At 70.8% G+C, this 13,130-nt stretch carries 12 protein-coding genes; 7 read left to right on the forward strand and 5 right to left on the reverse strand.

Annotated features, from left to right (window positions below; genetic code table 11):
* The first annotated feature begins 72 nt into the window (after positions 1-72).
* Positions 73-960 carry a hypothetical protein gene (locus ACFPLC_RS02510; protein WP_378199096.1) on the forward strand — a complete coding sequence of 296 codons (888 nt, stop codon included), beginning with the start codon at positions 73-75 and terminating at the stop codon, positions 958-960.
* On the opposite strand, the gene ACFPLC_RS02515 is transcribed toward ACFPLC_RS02510, so the two are convergent.
* Positions 933-2,411, reverse strand: coding sequence for a flavin-containing monooxygenase (locus tag ACFPLC_RS02515; protein WP_378199093.1), 1,479 nt, complete (start codon positions 2,409-2,411; stop codon positions 933-935). The two genes, ACFPLC_RS02510 and ACFPLC_RS02515, sit on opposite strands and share 28 nt — an antisense overlap.
* 66 nt (positions 2,412-2,477) lie before the next feature.
* Between ACFPLC_RS02515 and ACFPLC_RS02520 the strand changes: the two genes are divergently transcribed.
* Together ACFPLC_RS02520 and ACFPLC_RS02525 are read left to right on the forward strand one after the other, a co-directional pair.
* Positions 2,478-3,068 (forward strand): TetR/AcrR family transcriptional regulator, encoded by a 591-nt coding sequence (locus ACFPLC_RS02520; RefSeq protein ID WP_378199090.1) that lies wholly within the window; start codon positions 2,478-2,480, stop codon positions 3,066-3,068.
* Between the two features lie 175 nt (positions 3,069-3,243).
* Positions 3,244-4,080 carry a chitosanase gene (locus ACFPLC_RS02525; RefSeq protein WP_378199087.1) on the forward strand — a complete coding sequence of 279 codons (837 nt, stop codon included), beginning with the start codon at positions 3,244-3,246 and terminating at the stop codon, positions 4,078-4,080.
* 96 nt (positions 4,081-4,176) lie between these two features.
* Here ACFPLC_RS02525 and ACFPLC_RS02530 read toward each other — a convergent pair whose 3' ends face one another.
* The 3 genes from ACFPLC_RS02530 to ACFPLC_RS02540 are packed head-to-tail and all read right to left on the reverse strand — an operon-like array spanning position 4,177 to position 6,326.
* Positions 4,177-5,163: a PHP domain-containing protein gene (locus ACFPLC_RS02530; RefSeq protein WP_378199084.1), complete on the reverse strand. Its 987-nt coding sequence runs from the start codon at positions 5,161-5,163 to the stop codon at positions 4,177-4,179.
* Between the two features lie 9 nt (positions 5,164-5,172).
* Positions 5,173-5,676 (reverse strand): metallophosphoesterase family protein, encoded by a 504-nt coding sequence (locus ACFPLC_RS02535; protein ID WP_378199082.1) that lies wholly within the window; start codon positions 5,674-5,676, stop codon positions 5,173-5,175.
* Positions 5,673-6,326, reverse strand: a complete 654-nt coding sequence (locus tag ACFPLC_RS02540; protein ID WP_378199079.1) for a GntR family transcriptional regulator — start codon at positions 6,324-6,326, stop codon at positions 5,673-5,675. Before ACFPLC_RS02540 ends, ACFPLC_RS02535 begins: the two co-directional genes overlap by 4 nt.
* 77 nt (positions 6,327-6,403) lie before the next feature.
* Here ACFPLC_RS02540 and araD point away from each other — a divergent pair, with 77 nt between their 5' ends.
* The 3 genes from araD (at position 6,404) to ACFPLC_RS02555 (ending at position 11,344) form a co-directional block, all read left to right on the forward strand.
* Positions 6,404-8,116 carry an L-arabinonate dehydratase gene (gene araD, locus ACFPLC_RS02545; RefSeq protein ID WP_378199076.1) on the forward strand — a complete coding sequence of 571 codons (1,713 nt, stop codon included), beginning with the start codon at positions 6,404-6,406 and terminating at the stop codon, positions 8,114-8,116.
* A 195-nt stretch (positions 8,117-8,311) separates the two neighbouring features.
* A complete protein-coding gene (locus ACFPLC_RS02550; protein WP_378199073.1) occupies positions 8,312-10,093 on the forward strand; it encodes a VanW family protein in 1,782 nt (593 codons plus the stop codon).
* Positions 10,094-10,144: 51 nt separating this feature from the next.
* Positions 10,145-11,344 (forward strand): MFS transporter, encoded by a 1,200-nt coding sequence (locus ACFPLC_RS02555; RefSeq protein WP_378199070.1) that lies wholly within the window; start codon positions 10,145-10,147, stop codon positions 11,342-11,344.
* 39 nt (positions 11,345-11,383) lie between these two features.
* Here ACFPLC_RS02555 and ACFPLC_RS02560 read toward each other — a convergent pair whose 3' ends face one another.
* A complete protein-coding gene (locus ACFPLC_RS02560; RefSeq protein WP_191313696.1) occupies positions 11,384-11,641 on the reverse strand; it encodes a hypothetical protein in 258 nt (85 codons plus the stop codon).
* 210 nt (positions 11,642-11,851) lie between these two features.
* Between ACFPLC_RS02560 and ACFPLC_RS02565 the strand changes: the two genes are divergently transcribed.
* Entirely contained in the window at positions 11,852-13,126 is a 1,275-nt protein-coding gene (locus tag ACFPLC_RS02565; protein ID WP_378199067.1) for a diguanylate cyclase, read from the forward strand.
* The last annotated feature ends 4 nt before the right edge of the window (positions 13,127-13,130 follow it).

Below are 13,130 nucleotides of genomic sequence, written 5' to 3' on the forward strand. Positions count from 1 at the left end.
GCGGGGCCTGCCACCTACTTTGGTGGCAGGCCCTCGTTGCGCCCGATGCGTCCGGTATTCATGCTTACCCGGATGGAGGCGTTATCAGCGTCGGCCTCGTTCGCCGAGGCCTTCGACCTGGCGATCCGCCGGCGCGGCCTGAGCCTGGAGGCCCTGCAGCGGCGGATGGCGATGCGGGGCGCCCAGGTCAGCCTGGCCACGCTCAGCTACTGGCGCCGGGGCCGCCGCCACCCGGAGGGCCACCGGTCGCTGCACGCGGTGGCGGTCGCCGAAAGCTGCCTGCACTTGCCGGCGGACGCGCTGACCAGCCTGGTGACGCGGCCGCGGGAACGCCGGGCGCAGCCGTGGCCGTCCGGGGTGAGCCTGGCCAGCGCGCTCGGCTCCGAACCGACGGAACTGGCGGCCTGCGACGGCATCGACCTCGACGGCAACGCCCGGCTCGCACTGGTGTCGGTCCACCAGCGGGCGACGCTGGGCGCGGACCGCACCGAGCGATCGGTCCGCACGGAGCTGGTGGTGACCAGCCGAGCGGATGGAGTGGACCGCTGGGTGTCGTTCTTCCGCCCCCAGACCGGCGGCGGCCACCAGCCGGTGCTGAGCTCCACGCACTGCTGCCGCCCGGGCCGCGTCCGCCGAGACGCGGCGTCCGAGCTGGTGGCGTGCGAACTGCGGTTCGACTACCCGCTGCGAGCGGGCGAGACGTACGTGTTCGACTTCGAGTTCGCGTACGAGGGAGAGCCGCCGGAGACGAACTACCTGCAGTTCGGGGTGCGCGCGCCGGCCCGCCAGATCGTGCTGCAGGCGTGCTTCGACCCGGCGGCGGTGCCGGTGCGGTGTTATCGGTACGCGGGGGAAGGGGCTGCCCGGCCGGAGCTGCCGGTGGGTCCGAGCGGGACGAGTCACATCGCGGTGCTGGACGCGCGGCCGGGGGTCTACGGGATGTGCTGGGAGTGGGACTGACCGAGCTCGTAGTCCGCTTCACGGAACGCCCCCACCTCCGCCCGCAGCCGCCCCGTCGAGAACGGCCAGCTGAAGCTGTTGCGCCCGTTGACATCCGTGTAATAGCTCGAACAACCGCCGGACTGGTAGACCGTGCCCGGCAGGGCCGCCTGGACCCGCGCGTTGAACGCCGCCTGCACCTCCGGGCGGACCGCTAGCGACGTGCCCTCGGAACGCAGTGTCCGGGTCACCGCCGCCACCGTGTGCCGCAGCTGCGCCTCGACGATCGTGAACGCCGACGAGTGCCCGGTGCCGAGGCTGGGCCCGAGCAGCAGGTACAGGTTCGGGAACCCGGCCACGGACGTCCCCGCGTACGCCTGCGGGCTGCCCTTCCAGTGGTCGTCGAGGCTGCGGCCGTCGGCGTCGAACACCCGCGCCGACACCGGCATGTCGAGGATGTGGAAGCCGGTTCCGAAGATGATCGCGTCGACCTCGGCCGACGTGCCGTCCGCGCCCAGCACGCGAGGACCGTCCACCGCGCGCACGGCGGTCGGGTGAACGTCCACATGGGACCGCGTCAGCGCCCGGTAGTAGGTATTGGACATCAGCAGGCGCTTGCAGCCGAGCGTGTAGTCCGGCGTCAACGCCCGGCGCAGCACCGGATCCCGCACGGCGAACCGCAGGTGGGCGAGCCCGATCTTCTGCACCTGCCGCAGCAGCCACGGGTGCCGGAAGCCGAACCCGAGCGTCTCCATCAGGCCGTACTCGGCGCCGCGCAGCGCCCGCCGCAGCACCGGGAACCGCCGCAGCAGGAACCGCTCGACACCGGGTACGTGGTGGTCCGGCTTCGGCAGGACCCACTGCGCGGTGCGCTGGAACAGGTGCAGCCGCGCCACGCGCGGCACGATCTCCGGGACGAACTGGACCGCGGACGCGCCGGTGCCGATCACCGCGACTCGCTTGCCGGCCAGGTCGTAGCCGTGGTTCCAGCGCGCGGAGTGGAAGACCTCGCCGGGGAACCCGGCCAGCCCCGGCAGGTCCGGGATCAGCGGTTCGTGCCAGGGACCGGTGCCGGCGACCAGGATCCGCGCGGTGTACGGCCCCTTTGACGTCTCCAGCTCCCAAAGGGACTGCCGGGGGTTCCACTGCGCACGCGTCACTTCGACGCCGTAGCGGATCTTCCCGGTGACGCCGAAGCGCGCGGCCGTGTCCTGCAGGTAGGCCCGGATCTCGGCCTGGCCCGCGAACGCGCGCGTCCACTCGGGATTGGGCGCGAAGGAGTAGGAGTACAGCGCGGACGGGACGTCGCAGGCGCAGCCGGGGTAGGTGTTGTCGCGCCAGGTTCCGCCGAGCGCGCCGGCCTTCTCGAGCACGGCGAGATCGCCGACGCCGGCCTGGGTGAGGCGGATGGCGGCCCCCAGCCCCGAGGCCCCGGCACCGACGACGAGGACCGCGAAGTGACGTTGTTCCATTTTCGGAGACTAACAGTATCCGAAAACCATCGGTACCCCAATTCCGAAGTTCGCTAGAGTGCCCGCATGGCCCGACTCACCCGCGCGGAAAGCCAGGCACGCACCCGCGAGCAGCTGATCGAGACCGCCAATCTGCTCTTCCTGCGCGACGGCTACACGGTGACGTCGCTGGAGAAGGTCGCCGACGAGGCGGGGTACTCGAAGGGCGCGGTGTACTCGAACTTCCGCAGCAAGGACGAGCTCTGCCTCACGGTCCTCGACCGCATCCACGACGAGCAGGTCGCCCTGATCGCCGAGGCGCTGGCCGGCGCGGACGGGATGGAAGGCCTGCTGACGGCGTTCCAGACCTGGGCCGAGCGCAGCATCGGCGACGAGGCCTGGACCGCCCTGGAAGTCGAGTTCGCGACGAACGCGCGGCGCGACCCGCACGTGCGCGCCGAGCTGGCCGCGCGCGACAAGGCCATCCGCGACACCATCGCCGGCCTGCTCACGGGGTACGCCGAGCGGTTCGGGATCACGCTCCCGATGTCGGCCGACGACGCCGCGACAGCCCTGCTCAGCCTGGGCATCGGGCTCGGCGTCCAGCGCGCGATCGACCCGACGATCCCGGTGTCCGTGCTGCCGGACGTCATCCGCCTGTTCGCCGGGGCGCGCTGAGAAGTCCTTTGCGGACCCGCGAAAAGTGGTCTGGACCGTTCACGAACATGAACGGAGTCCGCCTCTTGTGGAGCTCGCTGACTCTTCACTACCGTGTCGCTACGCCGCAGCTCCACCCGCATCACCCGTATCGCCGTGATCCGACGGCGCATCCCGCGGAAAGGGTCCCCTCCCCATGAGCAAGAAGTTGCGGCCGGTTCTCATCGGCACGCTCGGCGCCGCGTCCGTCGCGGCCCTCGTGATCACCACGCCCGCGTTCTCCTCTGCCGCTCCGGCGCCGGTGAGCGCGTCCGTGCTCGCCGTCGGCGACCTTTCGGCGCCGGCGAAGAAGGAAATCGCGATGAAGCTGGTCTCCAGCGCGGAAAATTCCTCGCTGGACTGGAAAGCGCAGTACAAGTACATCGAGGACATCGGTGACGGCCGCGGCTACACCGCGGGCATCATCGGGTTCTGTTCGGGCACCGGTGACATGCTCGAACTGGTCGAGGCGTACACGAATTCGGTCCCGGACAACCCCCTCGCCAAGTTCCTTCCCGCGCTGCGCAAGGTGAACGGCACGGACTCGCACGCGGGCCTTGGCTCGGCGTTCGAGAGCGCATGGAAACAGGCCGCGGCGACGACGGCGTTCCAGACGGCGCAGAACAACGAGCGGGACCGCGTCTACTTCAACCCGTCGGTGAGCCAGGGCAAGTCGGACGGGCTGAGCAACCTCGGCCAGTTCGCCTACTACGACGCCATCGTGATGCACGGCCCGGGCACCAGCTCCGACAGCTTCGGCGGCATCCGCAGGACGGCGATGCAGAAGGCGAAGACCCCGGCCCAGGGCGGCGACGAAGCCACGTACCTCAAGGCGTTCTTCGCCGCGCGCAAGGTGATCATGAAGCAGGAGGAGGCGCACGCGGACACCTCCCGCGTGGACACCGAGCAGCTGAAGTTCCTGAACGAAGGGAACTTCGACCTGCACACGCCCCTGAAGTGGAAGGTGTACGGCGACTCGTACACGATCAACTGACCCATGCGCCCCAAGGCGGCCTTGGTTGCGTCTGACGCACCGAAGGCCGCCTTGGGTGCGTCAGACGCACCGAAGGCCACATTGGGGCGTTTGGCGTCATCGGGTCAGGAGCGCGTCCGCCGTCCGGGTGTTGAGGATGCGCTCCGGCCCGATGCCCGCCTTGATCGCGCGCTCGCAGCCGTACCCCAGCCAATCCAGCTGCCCCGGCGCGTGCGCGTCGCTGTCGATCGTGAAGTCACACCCGATCTCCGCGGCCAGCCGCAGCAACCGCATCGGCGGATCCAGGCGTTCCGGCCGCGAGTTGATCTCCACCGCGACCCCGTTCTCCCGGCACGCCGTGAACACCTTCTCCGCGTCGAACTCCGACTCCGGCCGCCCGCGGCCCACCACCAGCCGTCCGGTGCAGTGGCCCAGCACCCGCACGTGCGGGTTGCGGACCGCCGCCACCATCCGGCGCGTCATGTCCCGCGCAGGCATCCGCAGCTTCGAGTGCACGCTCGCCACCACGAAGTCCAGCTGCCCCAGCAGCTCCTCCTCCTGATCCAGCGAACCGTCGTCGAGGATGTCGACCTCGATTCCGTGCAGCAACCGGAACGGCGCCATCAGCTCGTTGGCCTTCGCGACGATCTGCATCTGCGTCCGGAGCCGGTCCGGGGACAGCCCGTTCGCGACCGTCAGCCGCGGCGAGTGGTCGGTCAGCACCATCCACTCGTGGCCGACGTCCCGGCCCGCGACCGCCATCTCGCCGATCGAACTGCCGCCGTCCGACCAGTCCGAATGGGTGTGGCAGTCGCCGCGCAGCGCCGACCGCAGCGGCTCCCCGTCCGGCAGCTCCTTCTCGACAATCTTGCCCCGGTACGCCGGGTCGCGGCCGGCCAGCGCGTCCTCGATCACCCCCGCGGTGGCCTTGCCGATCCCGGGCAACGACGTCAGCGTGCCGTTCTCCGCCATCTGCGCCAGCTTCTCGGCGCCGGTCTTGTCGACGGTCGCCGCCGCGTTGCGGAACGCGCGGACGCGGTAGGTCGGTTCACCCGCGCGTTCGAGCTGGAACGCGATCTCCCGCAACGCCCATGCCGGATCCATGGGACCTGTCTACCCCCTCCGGGGCAGTTGATGCAGCTCGACGTCCACCAAGGCACCCTCGCGCACCACGGCGGTCTGGTACGTGCAGTACGGCTGGCGACGCCGGTCGGTCGGCGAACCCGGGTTGAGCAGCCGCAGCCCGGACGGCGTCACCGTGTCCCACGGGATGTGGCTGTGGCCGAAGACCAGCACGTCGGTGTCCGGGAACTGCGCGTCGCACCGCTGCTCGCGGCCCTGCTTGGCGCCCGTCTCGTGGATCACCGCCAGGCGCACGCCGTCCAGGTCCGCCCGCGCGATCTCGGGCAGCCGGGCCCGCAGGTCCGGGCCGTCGTTGTTGCCGTACACGCCGATCAGCCGCTTGCTGCGCGCCTCCAGCTCGTCGAGCAGCGCGACCTCGACCCAGTCGCCCGCGTGCACGACGACGTCGGCGGCCGCGACCTCGGCCCACACCTGCGGCGGCAGCTCGCGGGCGCGGGCCGGCAGGTGCGTGTCGGAGATCAGCAGCAGCTTCATCCGATGGCCTTCAGCACCCGCTCCAGGAACCCGCCGATGTGGTCGCGCAGCAGCGCGGCCGCGCCCTCGGCGTCACCCTTCTTCGCCGCGGCGAGAACCGCCTTGTGCTCGGTCCACTCCTTCTTCCAGCTGGGGTTGGCCTCCCAGCCGACGACGCTGATCAGCGCCGCGCGGTCCTTGAGGTCGTCGAGGATGCTGACCAGCAGCGGGTTGCCGCAGCCGGAGTAGAGGGCGCGGTGGAACCGGCGGTTCAGCAGGCTCAGCGCGGCCTGGTCCTTGTCCGCGATGGCCGTCGACGCCTCCTTCAGCGCCTCGGCCGCGTCTTCCAGCAGCTCGGGGTCGTGCCGCTCGACGGTCCGCCGGACGGCCTCGGGTTCGAGCACCGTCCGCACGTCGTAGACGGACTTCGCGAGCTCGGCGTCGACCGTGATCACCGACGCGCCCTTGTACGGGCTGAACGTCACCAGCCCGGAGTTGGACAGCACCTTGAGCGCCTCGCGCACGGGGGTCTTCGACACGCCGAGCCGCGCGGCCAGCTCCGCTTCGACGAGCGGTTGGCCGGGCACCAGCTCCCGGGTCAGGATGCCGCGGCGGATCTCCTCCAGGACCACTTCGGTCCGGGAGGCGGGCAGGCTGAACGTCCCGGTCATGGCGCGCTCCCTCGGTAGTGTCGGAACCCATTCAACCAGGCCAGGCAGATCGTATATCAGATGCCATACTGGATCGCATGAAGCAACCCGAGGAACTCCGCAGCCACCGGTGGTTCGGCGGCGACGAACTGCGCACCTTCAGCCACCGCGCCCGCAGCCGCCAGCTCGGCTACAACCCGGAAGAGCACCTCGGCAAACCGGTCATCGGCATCCTCAACACCTGGTCGGACATCAACCCCTGCCACATGCACCTGCGGGAACGCGCCGAACAGGTCAAGCGCGGCGTCTGGCAGGCCGGCGGCTTCCCGCTGGAGTTCCCGGTCGCCACCCTGTCGGAGACCTACCAGAAGCCGACTCCCATGCTCTACCGCAACCTCCTCGCCATGGAGACCGAGGAGATCCTGCGGTCCTACCCGATCGACGGCGCCGTCCTGATGGGCGGCTGCGACAAGACCACGCCGGCGCTGCTGATGGGCGCGGCCAGCGCCGGGCTGCCCGCGATCTTCGTCCCCGCCGGGCCGATGCTGCGCGGCCACTGGCGCAACGAGGTCCTCGGCAGCGGCACCGACATGTGGAAGTACTGGGACGACAAGCGCGCCGGGCTGATCGGCGACGCCGAACTGTCCGAACTGGAGCGCGGGCTGGCCCGGTCACCGGGGCACTGCATGACCATGGGGACGGCGTCGACCATGACCTCGGCCGCCGAGGTGCTCGGCGTGACGCTGCCGGGTGCGGCGTCGATCCCCGCCGTCGACTCCGCGCACCATCGGATGGCCGCGGCCAGCGGCGCCCGGATCGTCGACATGGTCTGGGAAGACCTCACCCTCACGCAGGTGCTGGACAAGCGGGCCTACGCCGACGCCATCACCACCGTGCTCGCGCTCGGCGGCTCGACCAACGCCGTGATCCACCTGATCGCGATGGCCGGTCGCAGCGGGATCCCGGTCAGCCTGTCCGACTTCGACACGATCGCGCGGCGCGTGCCGGTGCTGGCGAACATCCGGCCCGGCGGCGACTGGCTAATGGAGGACTTCTACTACGCCGGCGGCCTGCCCGGGCTGCTGTCGCGGCTGACCGACCTGCTGCACACCGAACGCCTCACCGTCACCGGCCGCACTCTCGGCGAGAACCTCGAACCGGCGCGGGTGCACAACGACGACGTCATCCGGACCCGGGACAACCCGGTCGCCGCCGAGGGCGGGGTCGCGGTGCTGCACGGGAACCTGGCGCCCTCGGGCGCGGTCATCAAGCACATCGCGGCCGAGGAGCACCTGCTGACGCACACCGGCCCGGCCGTCGTGTTCGAGAACTACCCCGACCTCAAGAAGCGGATCGACGACCCGGCGATCACCGCGGACTCGGTGCTGGTGCTGCGCGGCTCCGGCCCGCTCGGCGGCCCCGGCATGCCCGAGTACGGGATGCTGCCCATCCCGGCCCACCTGCTCGAACAGGGGGTCCGGGACATGGTCCGGATCTCCGACGCGCGGATGAGCGGCACCAGCTACGGCGCCTGCGTCCTGCACGTGGCCCCCGAGTCGCACGTCGGCGGCCCGCTGGCGCTGGTCCGCGACGGCGACCTGATCACCTTGGACGTTCCGTCCCGGACCCTGCGGCTGGAGGTGTCCGATGAGGAGCTGGCGCGACGGCGTGCGGAGTGGACCGCACCGGCCCCGCGGTTCGAACGCGGTTACGGTGCGCTCTACAGCGAACACATCACGCAGGCCGACGCCGGCTGCGACTTCGACTTCCTGGCCCGCGCCGGCCACAACCCCGAACCCGACGCCCGCTGACCTTTCGACGGCACTTTCCCTATGAAAGTTCCGCTTTGCGCTGCAAAGTGGAGCTTTCCCTGTGAAAGTGCTCCTCGGGTCAGGACTCGTGACCGATTCATCCCCCGTTAGGGCGAGTCGTACGGCTTGTCCGGGTGCCCCGTACGCTGTTCCCGTCACCGACGCAACCCGGTGCCGCGTCGAAGGGGTGGAGAGTTGCCGTACGAACCGCACTGGCCCGACTCGCACGGCGAGCAGACCGACGTCCTCCCGGTCGTCCGGCCCCAGCCGGAACCGGGTCCCGCCGCGAAGCGCTCCTTCCGCAAGGCCGGCCTGATCGCGGGCGGCGTCTTCGGCGTGCTGGTCGCGATCTACGGGATCGACATCCTGATCAGCCAGGGCAGCGTCCCGCGCGGGGTGACCGTCGCCGGCGTCGACGTCGGCGGGATGGGCCGCGAGGCGGCCGAGCAGGAGCTGCGCGGGAAGATCGAGCCGCGGCTCACGCGCCCGCTCGCCGTCACCGCGGGCGAGTACCAGGGCACGCTGGCGCCGACGCTCGCCGGGCTGAAGCTCGACTGGCCGCAGACCCTCGACCAGGCGGGCGAGCAGCCGCTGAACCCCTTCACGCGCCTGTCTTCGCTGTTCTCCAGCCGCGAGGTCGGCGTGGTCAGCCACGCCGACAACGCCAAGCTCACCGGCGCGCTGGAGTCGCTGCGCGGCCAGGTCGACCGCGAGCCGGTCGAGGGCACGGTGAAGTTCGAGGGCGCCAACCCGGTCGCCGTGCCGCCGAAGACCGGGCAGAAGCTCGACGTGCCGGCCGCGACCGCCGCCGTCGTGGAGAAGTGGGCGAGCGGGGAAACGCTGGTGCTGCCGGTGACCAGCACGCCGGTCCGCACCACGCCGGAAGCCGTCCAGGCGGCACTCGACGGCTTCGCGCGGCCCGCCGTGTCGGGGCCGCTGCTGATCAAGGGCGACGGCAAGGTCGCCACCGTGAAGCCGGAGGCGATCGCCGCGGCCATCACCTTCGAACCGGCCGACGGCGGCGGGCTGAACCCGAAGATCGACAACGCGAAGATCGCCGAAGCCGCCGGGCCGCAGCTGAAGTCCACCGAAAAGGAGGGCAAGGACGCGACCGTCGTCTTCGAAGGCGGCAAGCCCGCGGTCGACCCCTCCACCGACGGACGGACCATCGACTGGGACCCCAGCCTCAAGCCGCTACCCGACGTGCTGAAGAAGACCGAGGGCCGCGAAGTCCCGGCCGTCTACAAGGACAGCCCGGCGAAGGTGACCACCGAGCAGGCGAACCAGCTCGGCATCAAGGAGGTCGTCGGCGAGTTCACCACCCAGAAGTTCGCGGCCGACTCCGGCGTGAACATCCGGGTCGTCGCCCAGAAGGTGAACGGCGCCATCGTCAAGCCCGGCGAAACCTTCAGCCTCAACGGTTTCACCGGCCCCCGCGGCACGGCCCAGGGCTACGTCGAGGCGGGCGTGATCAAGGACGGCGCCCCCGGGCGCGAGGTCGGCGGCGGCATTTCGCAGTTCGCGACCACGCTGTACAACGCGGCCTACTTCGCGGGACTGAAGGACGCGGGGCACAAGGAGCACAGCTACTACATCAGCCGCTACCCCGCCGCGCGCGAGGCGACGGTGTTCCAGAACCCCAACGGCTCCAGCGTCATCGACCTCAAGTTCACCAACGACTCGCCGACCGGCATCGCGATCCAGACGATCTGGACGCCGTCGTCGATCACCGTGAAGCTGTGGGGCACCAAGCGCTACACCGTCGAGTCGATCGAAGGCGCCCAGACCAACCAGAGCGAACCCCCGACCAAGCCCGGGCCCGCCGAGAACTGCCACCCCTCGAACGGCGCGCCGGGGTTCACCACCAGCAACACCCGCGTGCTCAAGGACGCCGCCACCGGCCGCGAGGTCGGCCGGTCGACCCGGACGGTCCACTACAACCCGCAGCCGAAAATCGTGTGCGGCGAAGGCCAGTGACCTCCGAACGGACGTTCACCCTGAGCGTCCGCAACGGTACCCTGAGTGCCCATGAAACTGCGCGCGGCAGGCTTCCGGGACGTCCTCGCCGTGACCGAGTTCCGGGCGCTGTTCGCGGCGCAGCTGGTTTCGGTCACCGGTGACCAGCTGGCCCGGGTCGCGCTGTCGATCCTGGTCTACGACCGGACGAATTCGCCGGGCTGGGCCGCGCTGACCTACGCGCTGACGTTCCTGCCGGACCTCGTCGGCGGGCCGCTGCTGGCCGGGCTCGCCGACCGGCACCCGCCGCGGGCGGTGATGGTCCTGTCCGACCTGCTGCGGGCCCTCGCGGTGGCCGTGATGGCGCTGCCCGGGCTCCCGCTGCCGGCCGTCGCGGCGCTGCTGGTCGGCGTCCAGCTGTTCAACCCGGTCTGGAACTCGGCGCGCGCCGCGCTGCTGCCGCAGGTGCTGCCGGGCGAGACGTTCGTGCCCGGGATGGGCCTGCTGATGATGCTGGTGCAGGCCGGCCAGGTCGCCGGGTTCGCGCTCGGCGGGCTGCTCGTGGCCGGTCTCGGCACCGGTGGCGCCCTCATGGCGGACGCGGCGAGCTTCGCGGTGTCGGCCCTGTTCCTGGTCTCCGGCGTCCTGCCGCGGCCGCCGCGGGAAACCTCGGGTGTCCGCTGGTGGCCGCACGTCCGGGCGGGCTGGACGGTCGTGGCCGGCGACCGGCGGCGGCTCGCACTGGTGGCACTGGGGTGCGTCTCGGGGTGCTACATCGCGGGCGAGGCGATCGCCGCCCCGTACGCCGCCGAGCTCGGCGGGGGCCCGGTGGTCGTCGGGCTGCTGCTCGGGACGTTCGCGCTGGGGAACGTGCTGGGCATGACCGCGTTGTCGCGGATCCCGCCCGCGCAGCGGGGCCGGCTGCTGGGGCCGCTCGCGGCGCTGGCGTGCGCGGCTTTGCTCGGCTGCGCGCTGGAACCGGACCTGGTGGCCACTTTGGCGCTGTTCACGCTGTGCGGAGTGGCCAGTTCGTACAACTTGATCGCGAACACGACGTTCGTGCAGCTCACACCGGACGCGCAGCGCGCGCAGGCGTTCGGGTTCGCGCTGACGGCGTTGCGGGTGTCGCAGGGCCTGGGCGTGGTGCTGGCGGGGCTGGCGGCCGAGCGGGCGGCTCCGCACGGCGTCGTCGCGGGTGCGGGCGCGATCGGCGTGGTGGCGGCGCTCGGGGCGGCCCGGCTGTGGCGGCGGGCGCAGCCGGCACCCCGGTGACCGGCGCGGACGCCGGTCACCGGGCACGGGTCAGGACTTTCAGGACTGCGTCCAGTCGGTGGGGCACTGCGGCAGCGCTGGCGCGACGCCGGGACGGGTCCAATCGGTCGGCAGCTCGCGCACGGTCCAGTCGGTGGGGAGTGCGCGGGCGGTCCAGTCGGTCGGCAGCTGCCGCGGGGTCCAGTCAGTCGGGATCGCCCGCGTCCAGTCGGTGGGGAGCTGGCGGGTCCAGTCGGTCGGCCGCTGCGCGCGGCGGCGGGACGGGACGATGTTGCTGCCGTTCAGGAAGTGCGACATGGTGTTCTCCTGGTTGTGAGGGGAAGTTGCACGGTGCGTGATCGGACCGTAGCCTGACCGGCCTAGTGACACACCGCGGTCATTCGATTACAGTGACGATTTCCGCGAAGAGTTCCGTCCTGAACAGAAGGGCGTTTCGTGGGATTGTCCGGGTCCCAAGGGCGAAAGCCCAGCTCAGAACGTCCACGATCAGGTATCCGAACGTGGGCGATGTGGAAGCTGGCCACTCCGGTGTTCGGCTACGTCCTCATCGTCGACGCACTGGCGCTGATCGCGGTCCTCTCGACGGCCGCGTTGGTGCCGATCACCACCTCGTCGCTGCTCTGGTGTGGACTGATCCTCGCCGGTGAGGTCGTGCACCTCGAAGCGGCGCAACGGATCGAGCGCATCCGCGAGCTGGCCGCCGACGGCCGCCCGCACATGCACCTGCAGTCGATTTGGATCTTCGCCGGGCTGCTCCTGCTGCCCCCGCCGCTGGCCACGCTGGTCATCGTCGTCAGTTATGCCCATTCCTGGGTCCGCGTCTACAAACGGCGGGGCGTGATTCACCGGAAAGTGTTCTCCGGGGCCACGGTAATCCTCGCGTGCACGGCCGCCGGGGCGGTGTTGTGGGCGGGCACCGGGCACGTGGCGCCCTATGTGCCGTACCTGGACGGCTTCGGCGGGATGCTCGCGCTGCTGACGTCCGGGATCGTCTACTTCGGGCTGAACTACATGCTGGTGATCGTGGCGATTCTGATGAGCAACCCGGGAAAGCCACCGCGGCAGGCGTTCGGCAACCCGTCGGACGTGCTGATCGTGCTGGCCGCAGTCGGCGTCGGCTGCGGGATCGCGCTGGTGATGACGGTCCGGCCGTGGCTGCTGCCGGTGCTCATGGTGACGCCCGTGGCGCTGCACATCGGCCTGCTACTCCCCCAGTTCCAGGCGGCCGCGCGCACGGACTCGAAGACGGCGCTGCTCGCGCCGGAGTTCTGGGTCCAGCTGGCCCGCAACGAGCTGGCCCGCGCGGCGGAGCTGTCCTCGACGGCCGGCGTGCTGATGATCGACATCGACCACTTCAAGGCCATCGACGACGGCAACGGCCACCTGGCGGGCGACGAGGTGCTGCGCGCGGTCGCGGCGGCGATCCAGGGCTCGGTCCGTGGCGGCGACTACGTCGGCCGCTTCGGCGGCGACGAGTTCGTGGTGCTGCTCCCGGGCACGACCAGCGCGGAGATCGCGTCCGTCGCGGACCGCATCCGCACGGCGATCGCCCGGATCGAGGTGCCGGTCCCGGTGGTCCGCCCGGGCAAGCCCGAGGTGATCAGCGGCCTGACGGCCTCGATCGGCGCGGCGGTGTACCCGGAAACGGCCACGGAGTACACGATCCTTTTGCAGGCGGCGGACGACGCGGTGTTCGAGGCCAAGGCGGGCGGCCGCGACCGTGTGGTCCTGGCGACCGCCCGCACCGAGCTCACCCGCCCGGAAATCCCCGACGCGCTCTAAGCGG

It is taken from the genome of Amycolatopsis plumensis (assembly GCF_042652605.1).
Taxonomy (GTDB): Bacteria; Actinomycetota; Actinomycetes; order Mycobacteriales; family Pseudonocardiaceae; genus Amycolatopsis; species Amycolatopsis plumensis.